The sequence below is a fragment of the Kitasatospora sp. NPDC127035 genome, assembly GCF_042726075.1.
Classification (GTDB): Bacteria; Actinomycetota; Actinomycetes; order Streptomycetales; family Streptomycetaceae; genus Kitasatospora.
This window is the reverse complement of record NZ_JBHXDN010000035.1, coordinates 16,348-33,238: the sequence shown is the minus strand read 5'-3', so window position 1 is coordinate 33,238 and position 16,891 is coordinate 16,348. Positions and strand designations below refer to the sequence as shown.

At 73.3% G+C, this 16,891-nt stretch carries 10 protein-coding genes and 2 tRNA genes; 8 read left to right on the top strand and 4 right to left on the bottom strand.

Annotation, left to right across the window (positions count from 1 at the left end):
- Positions 1-48 precede the first annotated feature (48 nt).
- The gene (locus ACFWIC_RS23425; RefSeq protein ID WP_380519924.1) at positions 49-2,910 is read right to left on the bottom strand and encodes an ATP-binding protein; all 2,862 of its coding nucleotides are present in this window, start codon (positions 2,908-2,910) and stop codon (positions 49-51) included.
- Between the two features lie 448 nt (positions 2,911-3,358).
- Between ACFWIC_RS23425 and ACFWIC_RS23420 the strand changes: the two genes are divergently transcribed.
- From ACFWIC_RS23420 to ACFWIC_RS23405, 4 genes are all read left to right on the top strand, one after another.
- Positions 3,359-3,431 (top strand) — tRNA-Met (locus ACFWIC_RS23420).
- Positions 3,432-3,504: transfer RNA gene (locus ACFWIC_RS23415), tRNA-Trp, on the top strand.
- A gap of 268 nt (positions 3,505-3,772) precedes the next feature.
- Positions 3,773-4,807 carry a hypothetical protein gene (locus tag ACFWIC_RS23410; RefSeq protein WP_380519923.1) on the top strand — a complete coding sequence of 345 codons (1,035 nt, stop codon included), beginning with the start codon at positions 3,773-3,775 and terminating at the stop codon, positions 4,805-4,807.
- Between the two features lie 409 nt (positions 4,808-5,216).
- Positions 5,217-6,053, top strand: coding sequence for a hypothetical protein (locus tag ACFWIC_RS23405; RefSeq protein WP_355405971.1), 837 nt, complete (start codon positions 5,217-5,219; stop codon positions 6,051-6,053).
- Between the two features lie 59 nt (positions 6,054-6,112).
- Here the strand turns inward: ACFWIC_RS23405 and ACFWIC_RS23400 are convergent, their stop codons facing one another.
- Both ACFWIC_RS23400 and ACFWIC_RS23395 read right to left on the bottom strand, forming a co-directional pair.
- Positions 6,113-6,622, bottom strand: a complete 510-nt coding sequence (locus tag ACFWIC_RS23400; protein ID WP_355405970.1) for an NUDIX domain-containing protein — start codon at positions 6,620-6,622, stop codon at positions 6,113-6,115.
- Between the two features lie 204 nt (positions 6,623-6,826).
- Positions 6,827-7,726, bottom strand: coding sequence for a MerR family transcriptional regulator (locus tag ACFWIC_RS23395; RefSeq protein WP_380519922.1), 900 nt, complete (start codon positions 7,724-7,726; stop codon positions 6,827-6,829).
- Positions 7,727-8,877: 1,151 nt separating this feature from the next.
- Here ACFWIC_RS23395 and ACFWIC_RS23390 point away from each other — a divergent pair.
- The 3 genes from ACFWIC_RS23390 (at position 8,878) to ACFWIC_RS23380 (ending at position 13,519) form a co-directional block, all read left to right on the top strand.
- A complete protein-coding gene (locus tag ACFWIC_RS23390) occupies positions 8,878-11,397 on the top strand; it encodes a BTAD domain-containing putative transcriptional regulator (RefSeq protein ID WP_380519921.1) in 2,520 nt (839 codons plus the stop codon).
- A 103-nt stretch (positions 11,398-11,500) separates the two neighbouring features.
- Positions 11,501-12,166, top strand: coding sequence for an O-methyltransferase (locus ACFWIC_RS23385; protein WP_380519920.1), 666 nt, complete (start codon positions 11,501-11,503; stop codon positions 12,164-12,166).
- Between the two features lie 234 nt (positions 12,167-12,400).
- Positions 12,401-13,519 (top strand): LuxR C-terminal-related transcriptional regulator, encoded by a 1,119-nt coding sequence (locus tag ACFWIC_RS23380; RefSeq protein WP_380519919.1) that lies wholly within the window; start codon positions 12,401-12,403, stop codon positions 13,517-13,519.
- A 538-nt stretch (positions 13,520-14,057) separates the two neighbouring features.
- Here ACFWIC_RS23380 and ACFWIC_RS23375 read toward each other — a convergent pair.
- Complete coding sequence (locus ACFWIC_RS23375; RefSeq protein ID WP_329875229.1) at positions 14,058-14,597, bottom strand: hypothetical protein; 540 nt, start codon at positions 14,595-14,597, stop codon at positions 14,058-14,060.
- 159 nt (positions 14,598-14,756) lie between these two features.
- On the opposite strand from ACFWIC_RS23375, the gene ACFWIC_RS23370 reads away from it, so the two are divergent.
- Positions 14,757-16,835 carry a BTAD domain-containing putative transcriptional regulator gene (locus ACFWIC_RS23370; protein WP_380519918.1) on the top strand — a complete coding sequence of 693 codons (2,079 nt, stop codon included), beginning with the start codon at positions 14,757-14,759 and terminating at the stop codon, positions 16,833-16,835.
- The last annotated feature ends 56 nt before the right edge of the window (positions 16,836-16,891 follow it).

Here is a 16,891-nt window from a genome sequence, read left to right as displayed (position 1 = left end):
GCAGTCGCCACCAGGCCGCCGCCCGCCGCCGTCACTACCGGCGGCGTCTCAGCCGGGTGGGTCGGTGAGGTCGGCGCGGGTGGTGCGGAGTTTGGCCAGGACGCGGGCGACGTGGTTCTCGACGGTGCGGGTGGAGAGGAAGAGTGCGGCGGCGATGTCCTTGTTGGTGGCGCCGGTGGTGAGGAGGTCGCGGATCTGTTCTTCGCGGGGGGAGAGGCGGTCGCCGTAGCCGGCCCGGCCGCGGGGGTTGGAGGTCGCTTTGCCGAGTTCCCGTAGCGTGCGGTGGCAGCGGGCGGCGTCGGAGGTGGCGCCGAGGTGTTCGAAGGTGGTGATCGGTGCGGTGAGGCGGGCGGAGACGTCGTCGAGGTCGGTGCGGGTGCGGGCGGCGCGTTCGGTGGCGAGGGCGGCGGGGTAGGGGCGGCCGATGGCGGTCCATCGTGCGGCCGCGAGGTCGAAGGCGGCCATCGCGGCGCCGGGGTCGGTGGCGGCGAGCAGCAGGCCGTGGCACAGGTGGTGTTCGGCGACGGCGCCGGGCGCGTCCCGGCCCTCGGCCCCGGTGGTGTGGCGCGCGGTCAGGGCCTCGGCTTCGTCGGTGCGGTCGAGGGCGAGGAGGGTTTCGACGGCGGTGGGGACGAGGTCCCAGGCGTGGGCCCAGGCCTCCTTGCGGTCGAGGAAGGCGAGGAAGTCGTGCGGGTCGGTCAGAGCCCGCCAGGCGGCCTGGGGGTCGTCGCGGTTGAGGTGGAGGCGGGCGGCGCCGGCGGCGGCGCCGAGCGAGTCCAGGTGGACGCCCTCGCGGATGAGGACCTGTTCGAAGGCGTCGGCGGCCTGCGCGGTGCGGCCGCGGGCGGCGGCGACGAGACCGCGGACGGTCGCCAGCAGCCCACCCGCGTCCAGCGGACGATCCGGATAGCGCTCGTGGAAGGATTCCAGGCCCCGTTCGGCCTCGTCCCAGCGCCCGGCCTGCCAGTCGAGCACGACGCGGAAGGTGCGAAGATGCAGGTCCAGCGTCTGCATGTTGGTGCGTGCCACCAATGCGGTCGCCTCGGCGAGGGCCTGCGCGGCCGACCGGTCGTTGCCGACGGGGAGAGCGCCCCCGACACTGGCCGTGAGGAAGATCGCCGTGCCCTGGAGTATCTGCACGTCGTCACTCTCGCGGGGCAGCATCGCCACCAGCTCGGCGGCGGCGGGATCGGCGGCCACGCACTGCTGGCCGAACCTGGCGAGGTGGAGCAGCATCTGCGCGTAGTGGTCCTCGCCGGCCGCCGGCAGGGCGAATCCGCGTTCGACCATGGCCCGCTGTTCGGCGAGTGAGAACCGGCCGGTCCTGGAAACACCCAGCAGGCCGAGCATCCTGGCCGTGGAGACCGGGTCGCTCTCCTCCACCTCGGACAGGGCGGTCAGCATCTCCTCCTCGCCCCCCGGATCACCCTCCTGGTACATCAGCGCCATCGCGACGGCCGATCGCATCTGGCCGCGAGCCGCAGTGGGCAGGCCGGGCAGCAGCATGATCCGGCGCAGCGCCGCCACGGAGGCGGTGCGGTCCGTACGGAAGTGTGCGGCCACGGCCATGGCCAGGGCCGCGCGGGTGAGCTGTTCGGAGGTGAGGCCGGGCTGGTCGAGGATCTCCTGGAGCAGTGCGGCGGCGGTGCCGTGGTCGCCGACCGCGGTGGCCTGGTCGGCGGCTGCCTGGGCGCGGGGCAGCCAGGCCGCCAGGTCGCCCAGGGCGCGGGAGTGGTGGGCGATCTGCACGAGTGGTGGCGGCTCCTGGGACAGCAGCACCTGAAGGATCCGCCGGTGGGCCCGGTTGCGTACCGGCCCGGGGATTGCGCCGTAGACGGCCTCCTGGGCGAGGGCGTGCCCGAACCCGTAGGAGTCCGGGCCCACCGGTCGCAGCACCGCCCCGCCCAGGGCCTCCAGCAGGGCCGCCTCGCCCCGGTTCCCGTCCAGGCCCGCCACGTCGGCCAGCAGCGACTGTCCGGCCGGGACCGCCAGGACCGCCGCAGCGTTCACCAGCGCGGCGGCGTCCGGGCCCAGCCGGGCCCTGCGTTCGGCCAGCACCTCGCTCAGGCTTCGTGGCACCCGTAGCACCGTCAGGTCCGTGCCGCGCGGCACGGCGGCGAGGGTGACCAGGTCCTCCTCGATCACCAGCGGCAGACCCCCGCTCCGCTGCAGAAGGGCCCGCACCAGGGTCGGCTTCGGCCGGTCGCCGAGTACGTCCCGCGCCATGGCCCGCAGTTCCGGTTCGCCGAGTGGGCCGAGCCGGATCTCGGCCCCGCCCGTGCCCGGCGGACGGCGGAACGCGGCACCCAGCACCGGCCGGCCGACCGGGAGGTCCTCCGCCCGGTAGGTCAGTACCAGCGCGGCGTCGGCGGGCATGTCCCGTGCGAGCAGGAGGAGGAGCTCACGGGTCGCCTCGTCCGCCCAGTGGACGTCTTCGACCACCAGCACGGTCGGGGCCACCGCCTCCAGCAGCGTCCGTACCCCCGACGCCACCCGGGACCGCTGCCCGCTCGACCCGGGGGAATCCGGCGGTGCCGGCGGTGGGGGAGGCAGCGCGCCGGCCAGGTCGGGCAGCAGCGGCGCCAGCGCCCCCGCCGACACGTCCAGCCGCTCCACGGACGGCAGCCACGCTCCGACCCGGCGCAGTGCGTCGACCACCGGCCCGTAGGCCAGTGGTTCACGCAGCGGATGGCAGCCGCCCACCAGTACCCGCAGGCCCTCGGTGCCCAGCACCGTGGACGCCTCCGCGACCAGCCGCGACTTGCCGATCCCCGCCTCGCCCTCCACCAGGACCACTGCCGGGCGTTTCCCGGACACCGCGCCCAGCAGTGCCCGCATCTCGCGTTCGCGACCCGCGAACGCGTACCCGCGCACACCGCTGGAGGCCTTGCCGTCACCGAGGTCGTTCACAACCGGCTCCTGTCAGACCTGCGGCCTCCCCACGTGGGGAGGAGTTCGGCCTCTTCGTCCACGGTAGTCACTGCCGCCCCGGCCGGGACGGGAGGGACCGCCGTACCGGATCACGTCCACCGTAGTTCGGCCTGTAGCAGACCGCCGAGACCTCCCGTTTCCGCCGGGCGCACCCGTCGACCGCTGACGGCCGCACGCGACCTGCTGCTGCGCGGCATGCCCGACAACGACGCTCACCGCGAGCTCGACGCGAACGTCTTCGGCGACCTCGGGAAGCCGCAGCGCGGGACGGTGCAGGCGGATGTGTGACTGGTGGACGGCAGAGGATCGGACGCCGGCCGGCTTGCTTCGCCGGGGCCGCCTGACATGCTCTGTGGCGCACCGGAAAACCGGGTGACGCCCGGTGGGGCCGTGCCGCAGAATCAAGGCACGCGGCCACCAGGGCCGACAGCCCGTAGCTCAGTTGATAGAGCACCGCCCTCATAAGGCGTAGGTCGCCGGTTCGAGTCCGGCCTGGCTGAGCGGGTGTAGCTCAACTGGACGAGCAGCCGTCTCCAAAGCGGCAGGCTGGGGGTTCGAGTCCCTCCACCCGTGCACACGAGCCCGTGCTCCCGGCCCCGGCGGGTTCGCTGCGCCGCTCGTCGGGCCCCCTGCCGCCGGCGTCGACCCGGGTCGGGGAGTGTGGGTTCCCGGTCGCGGTGGCGAGACGCGGCCGTCTGCATTCCGGGGTGGCGGCGGGGCAGCCATGTCATTCCGGGGTGGTGGCGGGCAGCCACGTCCGGATTCGACGGCGGCCCCGGCCATGGTGCCGTCGGCCCTCGTCGAGGCCTGGTGTCGGACGACACTCCTAGACTCCCCGGCTATGGAAGAGATCTTCGAGCTGGGCCGGATCACGTGCCCGTCCGGTGACCTGGTGATCATCGACGGCGGTTACCTCGGCATGTGGAGCGGGGACGAGTCTCCCGCCGGGATCGATCCCGAACAGTTGGGTGTCCACGACCCGGCCATGGCTGACGACATCGTCCGCGCGGTGGACTTCGAGATAGTGGGGCCCGACGCCGAGGCTGCCGCGAGGTCCTTCGACCGGCAGCCGGGAACGACGCTGTACGACATTCCGGCGTCCGGAGTCGCGGAGGTGGCGGGGCACTTCGAGGCGCACTGCCGTGAACGTGGCCTCGATGCCCGGGTGGAGGCTTTCGACGGCCGGGTGCCGCATCGGGAGCGGGTCCGCCGATGTGGGGTGGCAGGCGGCGGGAGCTTCCTTGCCTTCGGCGTTCCGGCCGTCGCGCTCGGTGGTCTGCCCCGCGATCGGGCTCTTCCCGTGGAGGCGACCCGCGTCGGCGACGGATCGGGGTGGGCGGAGATGCGGGTCAGGGTCACCGATGTGCCGGTGGCGAAGTCGGTCCCGCTGGGGGACATCTGCGTGGACTGGGCGCGAGTGGCTTTCGGCGACGCCGACTCGCTCGGGGCCTGGGAACACGACGAGCCGTTGGACGGTCTGGCCGATGTGGCCTTCTGGGGTGGCGCACAGGACGAGGTGGCCCGAGATTTCGGTGCTCCCCGGCTCGGCGCGACTGGCGAGGAGGATCTCTACGGCTGGGCCGACCTGGAGATCGCCGAAGCAGTGGAGAAGGTCGAGGCGTTGCTGGCCTGGAAGGACGCGCATCCCCGACATGGCCTGGTGTTCGACTTTCGGCCGCACTCCCACCACTGGCAGGCGATGCGCGAGGTGCGTTCCTCGGCCCTGGAGGCGGGCACCGTCGAGGTGGGCGGCGCCCAGGTGCTGTTCTCGATGACCAGTTGGGGTGACGGATGGTTCCCCGTCTTCGCCGACCTCGACGAGAGCGGCGGTCTTGTGGCGGTACGACTCTCCTTCACCGACGAGGACGCCGAGTGAGGCGCTGCCCGGACACCCGCTTCCTTTGCTGACGAGGATCCGTGAGCGAATTCCCCGAGCGTGCTCGTCGCGCTGGTTTGTTGACTGCCGGCCGGGCCCGCGTTGTGTCGGAGGGAGGGACGTGTCGCCCCGCCCTCCGGGGGCCAAAGGAAAGTTAGGGCAGCCTACCTAAAGTTTGCTTGGCCGTATCCGCCAGTACCTGCCCGGGAGATCGAGGTTGCCCAGGTGCGGTCACCGGAATTGCCCGGACATAACGATCCTCCTCCGAGACTGTCCGAAATTCGACTGTCGGCCTAGGCTCTGGCCCGTGTCGATCCTTCGAAGACTTCGCGCTTCAGGCCCGCGAGTGCGGCCGGAACTCGACGACGCCGCCCTCGGTCGCGTGCGGCGCCAGCTGAATTCCGCCGCTATGCCGGGCCAGGATGCCATTCGCATCGAGCAGGTCGAGCGGCTTCTCCAGGAGGCCGGTACGGACTGGGACCGTCGCGCACACCGGTTGGCCGTCCTCGCCGAGGCCGCCGCGCCCTCGTCGCTCGCCCGCTTCTGGCGGCTGCGCCGCCCGAACAACGCCAACCCTCAGGTCTTCGAGGCGTGGGTAGAGCTGGTCCGCGGCCGGTACACGGGACGGATGGAGGACGCCCGCGCCGCCACCGACCACTGTTACGGTGCCGCCGAAGCGTCGCCCGACGACCCGACCCCCTGGGTGGTGCTGCTCGGGATCCTGCGCCTGACGCGCGCGGAGTCGCGCGAGCTGTTCGCCGTCTTCCACGAGGTGCGCGCACGCGACCCCTGGAACCGCGAGGCGCACCTGCAGATGCTGCGCTACCTGTCGCCGGAGGAGTGCGGTTCGCGCAGCAGGCAGTCGGAGTTCATGGACGCGTTCCGGGCCGTGGTGCCCCCGAACACGCCGGCCGTGGGCGTGGAGCTGACCGCACTGGTCGACGAGCACGCCCGGATCGCCGCCCGGGGTGGCATCGAGGCGCTGCTGGTCCGCCGCCAGTGGACGAACGAGCGTGCCGCCCGGGTGCTTGACGCGGCCGTGGCCGACTGGCCCCGCCCCGGCCACCTACGGCACGCGGCCGCCCTGGCCGACCTCAACGTGCTCGCCTTCGCCCTGGTCCAGGCGGGCCGTTCGCGTGAGAGCGCAGACACCTTCGACCTGCTCGGTGACGTGGCCACCGCCTGGCCGTGGTCGCTCGACGGCGACCCGCTCCGCCAGTTCGGTTACTGGCAGTCCAAGCGCTGACCCGGGGTGTCCGCCCGGAGGTGGCCTCCGCGTCCGGTACGGGGTGGCCGGCCCGGCCCCTACTCGGGGTCGGTGTCCTCGTCGAAGTCTCCCAGGTGCAGCACGGGCTCCGGGTGGGGCCCGCCGACTGCCGTCAACAGCCTGGTCAGGTGGGAGGCCATCCCTTTGGGACGGACCGTCTCGGAGGTGGCTCCCAGTTCCTCGGCAGCCCACCAGCGGTACCCGTAGCAGGCCTCGGCCGTGTCGATCCTGATCGTGCTCGCCTCGGCGGCAGTGACGCGGGCCAGGCGGTACTCCTCGTACTGGTCGAAGCGCTGCCCGTCGACGGTCAGGAGCGACTGCCGTGTCCAGACGACCGTACTCAGCCGCTCGACGGGCAGGGACAGCGCCGTCTCCTCCCGCACCTCGCGCACCGCGGCCTGGGCGTAGTCCTCCCCGTCCTCCACCCCGCCGCCGACGGTGAACCACCACTGCGCGCCCGGCCTGCGGGGGTCCCGGCCGCAGAGCAGAAGGAGACGATCACGCTCGTCGATCAGAAGGACACGGGAAGTCCACCTCTTCAGCATCATGGGCACCGACCCTACAACCGTGGACCCGAGCACCCCCCCAGAGCCCCCTGCGAGTGCACCGGTCGGTACCGGTCGGCACCGAGAGCGTGAACTGCCGGGCGAGGGACACCCCTCGGGCGGTACGGGCGGGTCGCCTTCTCCGAGGTCGCCCGGAAGGTGACCGCGATCCGGGCCTTCTCCGCGCGGGACTTCCGGCGGACCGGCTCAGTCGCGGTCGGCGAGTTCCTGGGCCAGTTCCGCGCAGCGCACCCGGGCCGGGGAGAAGCCGTGAGGCAACCTGGTGACGGCCTCGAACACGCTCATGCCGCCCTCCTCGGCCTCCGTTTCCGCAGTGTCCTCGGCGGCCTCCGGGTGAGCGGCGTCCAGGGCGTCGAGGAGGGCTGCTTCCTCCTCCTCGATCCCCGACTCCTCGATCACCGCCATCAGGGTCTTCTCGAACGCGTGGCGCCGGGCGGCCGTCTCGGCAACACGTGGGTCGTCGACGGCGACGGTGTCGTCGAGTGCTTCCTCGGCAGCGTCCACGCGGTCGGACTCGGCCCGGAGCTCGGGGTGGGCGGCCAGCGCCATGAACCGGGATGCCTGCACGGCCGCGCCGAGCGAGCCGAAGATCCGCTCGGTGACGAGTAGCGTGTCCAGATCGTCCTGGCGCAGCGAGCCCTCGGGGAGGTTCTTCAAGCGACCGGTGACTGCCTCGGAGAGCAGGCCCATCCGGCTGCCTTCGGCACGCATCCGCTGTACGCGGGCCTGCTGGCGGGCGAGTTCTGCCGCCCGGGCGGCAAGGTCCTCCTCCAGCCGAGCCAGGGTGGCCTCTATGCCGCCCCCCTCGCTCTCGCCGGTCTCGGAGACGGTCTCGGAGACGGTTGCGGTGTTGGTGAAGGCGTCACGGATGTCGTCCAGGGTGATTCCCGCTTCGGCCATTTTCCGGATCCACAGGAGGCGGACCACGTCCTGGAAGCCGTAGCGCCGACGGCCGTCGCTGCCCCGTCCGGGCTCGGAGATCAAACCCATGTCGTGGTAGTGCCGGATCGCTCGCGGTGTCGTGCCTACGAGGGCCGCCACGTCACCGATCCTGGCCTGACGTGAAACGAAGAACGACGTGGGCATCGGCGGAGGGCCTTTCGCGAACGAATGAGGACGGCTCCACCTGACCACATGACGCTACGGAAGCTGCAACCCTGCGCGAGCCTCCCGCCGGTCGTACAGACCGTCTTGGTTCGTACGAGAGAGGGCGGGCACACCGGAGCGGCCTTGACGGCCGGGGCGGGCCCGTGGATTGCCCACCTGGAAGCCTCCGCATCATGCGTTCATCTCCCCGGGCTCCTGCGCGGATGAATGGTGCGTATGCGGGCGACCCTTTGGTGCGTGCTTTCGTCGATGTTTGCAGGGTGTTCGCGTCGTGCAGAGAGTAACGATTTGATAACGCAGCGGGATGAAAGCGCGGGGGGCGCATCTCTAGAACGTGCCGGGCCTGTTGGGGCCGGTGGTTTTCGAGAGTGGAGGGGGGTTCCATGATGTGGGAAGCATGCTCCGTCGGCAGGTCGCCGGTGTCGACTCTGCACGAATTACTGGTGTCCGAATGGCGCGCGGGCGGAACGGCGGCCACCGGGTCGCGGCGCGTCGGGTCGCGCTCCGCCCGGGCCGCCCGGGGCGCGAGGTTCCGAGCGGTTCTGGTAGCGGGAGTCGCGGCGTTACCGGAAGGGGGTGCGGTGCGTGATGTCGCTTCGCCGGGGGGCGCCGGCCGCCGGGAACCCGCGCGCCGCCGGCTCGGCGGCCGCGACGGCGCGGCAGGCCGAAACGGCGTGAAGGGCCACGAAGGTCCGACCGGCGACGGCGGTACAACGGGACGGCCATGGCCCGGTCAGGGCCCGCACGGTGACCGGGTGCGGCGTCGCAAGCCGATCACGGTCCAGGTGGTGGCGCTGTACGCGTTACCGGGGGTGCCCCCGCCCGGCCTGCCCGGAGCAGAGGTTGCCGGCGGCATCGAGGGGAAGGCGCTGCTCGCCCGGCCGGGGGGTGGTGTCACACTCCCGGCAGCCCGCCCGTTCCGCACCGACGCGCAGATCGTCCGGAGCCGGTCGCGCACCCTGGGAACTTCCGACAGGCCGGACGGCTCTCGCGAACGGCACCACCTCCGAAGTCACGGCGGCCGGCCAGCACCTGGTCGAGGGCCGCACCGACCCGGATGTGGCGGTGTCGGCGGCCGTCCGGACCCTGAAGCCGGACGTCCCCACCGGGCCGTCGACGCAGCAGCAGGAGTGGCTCAAGCAAGGGACCCGGCACGGATCGGGGAGTTCGACGAGATCTTCGCGGACACCCTGCACAGTGCCCACGGGCAGGTGTTCGTGGTCGTCGCCCAGACGCGCCCCGGCGCCGGGAACTCCACGGTCCGGGATCCGGCCGCCACGGCCGACAGCAAGGCGCCCGACCACACGGGAGCCCTGGGGGAGACCCGGCTCGTCGACTTCGACGAACTCGCCCCGCTGCAGAGCGGTTCGGACCCGCCGCCCGCGCGCCGCCCGTCGGATCCTGCGGATCGACCCGTAGGACGACGAGCGAAGAGGAAGGCTGTGCGTCGCCTGCTCGGCAGGCCTGATCCCGTCGCCCTGTTCTGCCGCCATGAATCGAGGCCGTCTGTGCAGTTCGGTATGCTCGGCCCGCTGTCCGTCCGGGTGGACGGAGGGGAGCGTGAGGTGCCCGCGCCCCGGCAGAGGGTGGTGCTCGCCCTGCTCCTGATCAACGCCAACCGCGTGGTGTCGGTGGACCGGATCGCCGCGGCGGTCTGGGACGGCGGCCGGCCGCCGAGCGCCGCGGCCACCGTCCGCACGTACGTGATGAGGCTCCGCCAGGTCCTCGGCGGTCAGGCCGGCAGACGGATCCTCACCAGCGCCCCCGGCTACCGGATCGAGCTGGACGAGGACGAGACCGACCTCGGACGCTTCACCGCCCACCGCGCGCGGGCCGCCGCCCACATCCGGGCCGGCGAGCTGGAACCGGCCTCGGCGGAGTACTCCGCCGCCCTGGAGCTGTGGCGCGGGGAACCACTGGTCGACATCCCCTCCCGCACGCTGCGCGAGGTCGAGGGCCGCTACCTGCACGAACTACGCCTGCAGACCGTGGAATCACGGCTGGACGTCGACCTCGCGCTCGGCCGGCACGCCGAGATCATGCCCGAGCTGTGGCGCGAGGTCCAGGAGAGCCCGCTGCGCGAAGCCCTCGTCAGCAGACTGATGCTGGCGTTGTTCCGGGCCGGCCGACAGTCCGAGGCGCTCGCCCTGTTCCAGCTGACCCGCACCGCGCTGATCGACCAGCTCGGCGCCGAACCCGGCCCGGAACTACGGGAGATGCAACGGCGCATCCTGGCCGCCGACGACTCCGCGGGTACCGAGGCCCCGAAGGCCGACACCGCCGGGCCGGAGCCGCAGCGCCCCGGCCCGTACCCCGGCGAGCCGCGCCGGCCCCGCCCCGCCCAACTGCCGGCCGGCCCGCCCGAACTGGTCGGCCGGAGCACGGAGGAACGCGAACTCGCCAACCGGCTGCTGGCCGAGTTGCCGACCGCCGCGGTCACCGTGGTCACCGGCAGCGGCGGTATCGGCAAGAGCGTGCTCGCGCTCCGCGTCGCGCACGGTGTCCGGGACCAGTTCGGCCACGGGCAGCTCTACGCCGACCTCGGCGGCACCGAGAATCCCGCCGAGCCCGGCGAGGTGCTCGCCCGCTTCCTGACCGACCTCGGGGTCGCCGCCGAGGCGATCCCCGCCGACCCGGACCAGGCCGCCCTGCTGTACCGCTCGCTCACCGCCGACCGCCGGGTCCTGGTGGTCCTCGACGACGCACGCGGTGCGGCGCAGGTCCGGCCGCTGCTCCCCGGTGGCCGGGCCGGCCGGGTGATCGTCACCAGCCGCGACCGGCTCGCCGACCTGGACGGAGCCCACACCATCCTCCTCGAACCCCTGGACGAACCCGCCTCCCTGGAACTCCTCGGCTCGATCGTCGGCCATCGGCGCGTCGAGGCCGAGCCGCAGGCCGCCCGTTCCGTCGTCCGGCGGTGTGCGGGCCTCCCGCTCGCCGTCCGCATCGTCGGCGCCCGCTACCTGGGCCGCCCGCACTGGGACCTCGGCCGGCTCGCCGCCCGGCTGGCCCGCTCCGCCCGCCTGCTGGACGAACTGCGGGTCGGCGACCTCGGCGTCCGGATCGGCCTGGAACGCGACTACCGGACCCTGCAGCGGGACGCCCCGCGGCTGCCGTCCTTACCCGACCCCGCCGCCGCCTTCCGGATGCTGGGCGCCGTCGGGGCCGAGCACACCGACGCCCGCATCGCGGCCGTCCTGCTGGACTGCCAGGTCGACACGGCGGAAGCCGTCCTGGAGACCCTCGCCGACGCCCACCTGCTGCACGCCCGCGGCTTCGGCCGCTACCATCTCGACGATCTGCTGCGCGCCTACGCGAGGGAGCGGGCCGAGGCGGAGGACCCGCCCGAGCGCCGCGCCGAGACACTGCGCCGGCTGCTCGCCTGCTACCTGCGGATGGCCGAGGAGCAGCTCGACCCGGCCGCCGGCCACGACGAGGCGGGCCCGGTCCGCGGCCCGTCCTTCGGACCGTCCTTCGTCCCCTGGGCGCCCGCCCCCGACTGCCACCCCGACGCCGAGGACTGGTGGCGCGCCGAGCAGGCCAATCTGAGGTCCGCGCTGGAACTGGCCGCCACCGCCGGACTCGACCCGGTCGGCCACCGGCTCCGCTCGGTGCTCGGGCGGACGTCGCCGAGTCTCCGCGGGGCATAGCCCCCGCCCGTCCTTCCCGCTCCGCACCCCGCCGGGCCCGCCGAGCCCGCCGCACCCCGCCGACCGGCGTCCGGACCCGGACGCGCACCCGACAAGGAGTCCCATGGCCCAACAGGTGACACCCACGCAGGAACTGCTCGACTACATCAGGGGGACGTCACTCAGGGACGACGAGCTGCTGGCGGGACTTCGGGCCGAGACCGCCGCCCTACCGGCCGGCGAGGCCATGCAGGTGATGGCCGAGGAGGGGCAGCTGCTGGCGCTGCTGGTCGCGCTCACCGGGGCCCGGTCGATCCTGGAGATCGGCACGTTCACCGGGTACAGCACCCTCTGCATGGCCCGCGCCCTGCCGCCCGGCGGGGAGCTGGTGACCTGCGACCTCACCGAGCGCTGGCCCGCCATCGGGGCCGGGTACTGGGAGCAGGCCGAGGTCGCCGACCGGATCGAGCTGCGGATCGGCGACGCGGTGGAGACCCTGGCCAAGCTGACGGCGGAGCGCGGACCGGAGTCCTTCGACCTCGTCTTCATCGACGCGGACAAGGCCAACTACCCCCGCTACTACGAGGGATCGTTCGCCCTGTTGCGGCCCGGCGGCCTGCTGGTGGTGGACAACACGCTGTTCTTCGGCCGGGTCGCGGACCCGGCCGCACAGGACCCGGACACCGCGGGCGTCCGCGAACTGAACGCCGCTCTGTACGCCGACGAACGGGTGGACATCTCCCTGCTGACCGTCGCCGACGGCATCACCCTGGTCCGCAAGCGGCCCTGACGCCGGAACGGGCGGCCGTTCCCGGCCGGAGGCGGCCGTTCGTTCCGACGTCACCCGGCGCCCGGATGCCGGGCTACCTGGTATTCATCAACTTCCTTTCCGCAGCTCAGAAATGATGATCCATCAAACAACCTGTTCGCCGGTCACCGTCAGGGCGGACCTTCCCGGTCGGTGATGACCGGCAACATCCCATGTTCGCCGGGGGCCCGCCAACCTCGGCCCTATGGTGAGGAGATGACATCATTCCGTGCCAGGGAACGCCGCATGATGGGAGAGATCGACGATCTGGCGGCGGCGAAGCTTCCGTTGGAGCAGTTCTTCCGGCAGCTCCTCACCGTCCTCGGACCCACCCTCGGGTCCGAGGCGGGCTGCCTGCACGGGGCCGATCCGGTCACCGGCTTCCTGACCTCCACCGTTGCCGACGGCCTGCAGCCGACCGCCTTCGAGCACGCCATCTGGTTGGAGATGTGGTCCGACGACACCACCCGGTTCGCCGACATCCGGGCCGCCGGCCGCGTCGTGGAGACCGTCCACCGGGCCACCGGGGGCCGTCCCGAACGCAGCGTGCGCTACCGGGAGCTGCTCGCCGAGAACGGACTGGGCGACGAGCTGCGGATGAACTTCGATGTCGGCGGCGGGCGGTGGGGAGCCGCCGCACTGATGCGCGAGGCCGGATCGGCACCCTTCGGCGCGAGCGAGCAGAGACTGGCCGAACGGGCCGCCCGGGCCGTGGCCGCCACCCTGCGCGACTACGCACTGCCCACCGCAGGCACCCCCGACGGGCAGGACGTCCGAGCGGACCCGCTGGACGGACCGTACTGGCTCGGGGTCGCCGTCATCGGCCCCACCGGTCAGCTCGCCTCCGCGGACTCCGGGGCCCGGCAACTGTTCGAGGAGCTCGCCGAGTCGCAGTACCGCCCCGCCGGAGTACCGACGGCACTGGTCTACCTCGCCGAGCGGGCTCGCACCCACGCGACCTCCGCGAACGCGGGCGCCCACGCCTGGACCCGGCTGCGCCGCCCCAGCGGCCAGTGGCTCACCGTCCGCGCCTCGCTGCTCGACCAGTGCCCGCGGGGCAGCGTCGCCCTGGTCGCCCAGCCCGCGAGCCCGGTCGACGTCATCCCGCTGTCCCTGCTGGCACACCGGTTCTCCCCCCGCGAGCAGGAGGTGGTCCTCCAGGCGGTACGGGGCCTGAGCACCAGGGACATAGCCCACCGGCTCTTCCTGAGCCCGGCCACCGTCCAGGACCACCTGAAGTCGGCCTTCACCAAGACCGGCGTGCGCAGCCGCCGCGAACTCGTCGCACTTCTCGCTGCCCCGTACACCGCCGGACTCGGCCGCCCCCCGGCCTGACGCCCCCGCCCGACCGCCCCGCTCCCGTCCTCGTCTCGCCACCGCCCCGACCCGACCCGCCCCGACCCGGAACCCGGTGCGAGCCCGGACAGCACGAAGGCCCCAGGTCGCCGGCCTGGGGAAATGCTGTGGAGCGGTCCGCAACAGGCCGTCTCCCTACCACAGGGAGGAGGTCGTCGCGCCTCCCGCAAACCTGGGATGTCACCGGTCGCCGCCGGATGGGAAGGTCTGTCCCGGTGCCGCCCCTGAAGGGGGGTCCGCCCCGCACCCATGACGCCCTCCCGGCAGAGGAGTTCCTGCCCCATGCCACGCGCCCCTCACCCCGGAGTACCCGCCGACCGACGAGACCCCCGCCCCGCCTCCCGCAACGCCGAGGACCCCGAACGCCGGACGGCCCGGCCGTCCGAGGGTGACCGGGCCGCTCGTACCGGAGCCCTCGCGCCGTGCCCCGAGGGCTCCGGTCCGGAACCGGAGGAGGAGGCGGTTCGGCCGGGCGGACTACTCGCCGCCCCGCCCGGCCGTCACCACCGCGCCGCCGTCAGTTCCAGGGGTTGGCCTGCTGGTCGTTGATGGCGGTCCAGAAGCGGGCGTTGGGGGCGATGTTGCCGTACGCCCAGAAGCTCCACCCGCCGACGTAGTCCAGGTTCGGGCCGTAGCGGCCGTCGTGGAACTCGGCCTGGCGCCAGCCGGTGCCGAAGGCCGCCTGGCAGACGCTGTTCGCGGCGGCCTGGCTGTTCAGCCGCGAACCCTTCACCGGCTGGCTGAGCGCGACGGTGCCGCCGGACCAACCGTTGTAGAAGCCGATGCTGATGCCGTCCGGCGCCGGGCTGCCGTCCACGGTGATGCAGAGGACCGGCAGCGAGACGGACGGGAGGGTGTCGCCGTTGTACGGGTCGCTCGGCGTCGAGTGCGCCGGGCCGCCGACCTGGACGGTCCCGTCAGGGCCCGACGCGAGCACCTTCCAGGTCATTCCCTTGTGGGTGGCCGGCCCGGCGGCCTGCGCGGTGCTTGCCGAGAGGGGGACGAGGGCCAGGCCGAGTGCGACGGCCAGGGCTGCGGCCTGCTTCATGCGCTTCATCCAGCTGCTCCTTGAGTGTGGGGGAGCCGGCCCCAGCGGGGCCGGTGAGAGAAGACTCCCAACCGGATGCACAAAGTTGACACGAGTCCGTCATTGAGTGGTCACGAGCTTCGAAGGTATCCGGGTCGGCTCGACGTCGGCCATCCACGGGAGGGACGCATGGAGTTCAGGATTCTGGGGCCACTGGAGGTGTGGACCGACGACGGTAGGCGAGCCCGGACGGAAGGGGCCAAGCAGGAGCGGATGCTCGGCACCCTGCTGCTGAACGCCGGGGCCGTCGTCCCGGTGGCCCGCCTGGTCGACGCGGTCTGGGGCGACGAACCGCCGGCCACGGCCCACCGCCAGGTACGGAACCTCGCCGGGCTGCTGCGGCGCAAGCTCGCCGCCGCCCAGGACGGGCCGCCGGTGCTGCTCACCGACGGCCCCGGCTACCGGATCGCACCGAACGGCCACCAGGTGGACGCCCTGACCTTCGCCCACCGGGTGTCGGTGGCGCGCCGACTGGCCGAGCACGGCGAACCCGCGGCAGCCGTCGAGGAGTTCCGATCGGCGCTCGGCCTGTGGCGCGGCCCGGTGCTGGACGGGCTGTCCGGCAGCCTGGTGGCCGCCGGCTCGGTGGCACTGAACGAACTGCGGCTCACCGCCTGGGAGAACTGCCTGGACCTGGAGGCCGAACTCGGCCGGCACCGGCAGACCGTCCCGGAGCTGACCGCGCTGGTCGCCGAACACCCGCTCCGGGACCGCCTCGTGACGCAGCTCGTCCGGGCCCTGCACCGGGCGGGCCGGCAGGCCGACGGACTCGCCGCCTACCGCCGGTTCGCGCGACAGCTGGCTGACGAACTGGGCCTCGACCCCGGGCCGGAACTCCAGCTCCTGCACCAGGAGTTGCTGAAGGACGGGCCCGCCCCGGCCGCCCGCCCGCCCCGCACCCGGCAGCAGGTGCCCAGGCCCGCCCAACTGCCGCCCGCGCTGGCCACCTTCGTCGGGCGGAGGGCGGAACTCGGCGCCCTGGACGGCCTCGCCGACCCGGCCGGATCGGCCGGCTCGGTCGGCGCCGCCGGCATCGGCGTGGTGACCGGCGGTGCCGGGACGGGCAAGACCGCCCTCGCCGTGCACTGGGCCCACCAGGTCCGCGAGCGCTTTCCCGACGGTCAGCTCCACGTCAACCTGCGCGGGTTCGCCTTCGGCTCGCCGCTGGCTCCGGGCGAGGCGCTGGCCCGCTTCCTGCGGGCCCTCGGCACCGATCGCGAGCGGATACCCGGCACCGTCGACGAGAGCGCCGCCCTGTACCGGTCGCTGCTCGCCGACCGCAGGGTCCTGGTGCTGCTCGACAACGCCCGCAACGCCGAACAGGTCCGCCCGCTGCTGCCCGGCTCGGCGGGCTCGCTGGCCCTGGTGACCGGTCGGGACGGGCTGGCCGGGCTCACCGCCTGCGACGGCGCCCGGCGGCTGGTGCTCGACGTCCTGCCCCAGCCCGACGCCGTCGAACTGCTCGCCCGGATCGCCGGCGCCGACCGCACCCGCGCCGAACCCCGCGCCGCCGCCGAACTCGCCGCCGCCTGCGGCCACCTGCCGCTCGCCCTCGGCATCGCCGCGGGCCGCCTCGCGGAACGACCCCACCGCACCCTGGTGGAACACGCCGCCGAACTGCGCGACGCGGAGGACCGCTTCACCGCGCTCCAGATCGACGGCGACGCCACCTCCGCCGTCCGGGTCGCCTTCGACCTCTCCTACCGCGCCCTGCAACCCACCGCCCAGCGGCTCTTCCGACTCCTCGGCCTGGCCCCCGGCAACTGCGTCAGCACGGCCGCCGCCGCCGCACTCTCCGGCTCGGCCACCGCCGCGACCAGACCGGTACTCGAACACCTCGCCGCCGCCCACCTGCTCAACCCCGCCGGCCCGGACCGCTACCGCCTCCACGACCTGCTGCGCTGCTACGCCGCCGAACGCGCCACCGCCGAAACCGGCCCCGCCGACCGCGCCGCCGCCCGGGAACGCCTCCGCTCCTGGTACCTGCACCACGCAGAGGCGGCGGCCCGCCTGCTCACCCCGCAGCGCCGGCGCCCGCCGCTCACCGCCGCGGGCCCCTGGTACGAGCCGCCGCGCTTCACCACCCCGGCCGAGGCGCGGCAGTGGTGCGAGAGCGAGCACTCGTACCTGTCGGAGACCGTCCGGTACGCCGCCGAGCACGGCCTCGACGCGCGGCCCGTGCCGGCGCCGGGCAGCGCGACCGGCTGACCCCGGCGCCGCCACGGGCGGTGCACCTCGGGCGGTGCACCTCGGGCGGTGCCCGC

Excerpts from the sequence above, each read along its gene's own strand:
- ACFWIC_RS23395 (WP_380519922.1), bottom strand. The coding sequence starts at position 7,726 with ATGCCCACGTCGTTCTTCGTTTCACGTCAGGCCAGGATCGGTGACGTG.
- ACFWIC_RS23380 (WP_380519919.1), top strand. The coding sequence starts at position 12,401 with ATGACATCATTCCGTGCCAGGGAACGCCGCATGATGGGAGAGATCGAC.
- ACFWIC_RS23375 (WP_329875229.1), bottom strand. The coding sequence starts at position 14,597 with ATGAAGCGCATGAAGCAGGCCGCAGCCCTGGCCGTCGCACTCGGCCTG.
- ACFWIC_RS23405 (WP_355405971.1), top strand. The coding sequence starts at position 5,217 with ATGCCGGGCCAGGATGCCATTCGCATCGAGCAGGTCGAGCGGCTTCTC.
- ACFWIC_RS23385 (WP_380519920.1), top strand. The coding sequence starts at position 11,501 with ATGGCCCAACAGGTGACACCCACGCAGGAACTGCTCGACTACATCAGG.
- ACFWIC_RS23410 (WP_380519923.1), top strand. The coding sequence starts at position 3,773 with ATGGAAGAGATCTTCGAGCTGGGCCGGATCACGTGCCCGTCCGGTGAC.
- ACFWIC_RS23400 (WP_355405970.1), bottom strand. The coding sequence starts at position 6,622 with ATGATGCTGAAGAGGTGGACTTCCCGTGTCCTTCTGATCGACGAGCGT.
- ACFWIC_RS23370 (WP_380519918.1), top strand. The coding sequence starts at position 14,757 with ATGGAGTTCAGGATTCTGGGGCCACTGGAGGTGTGGACCGACGACGGT.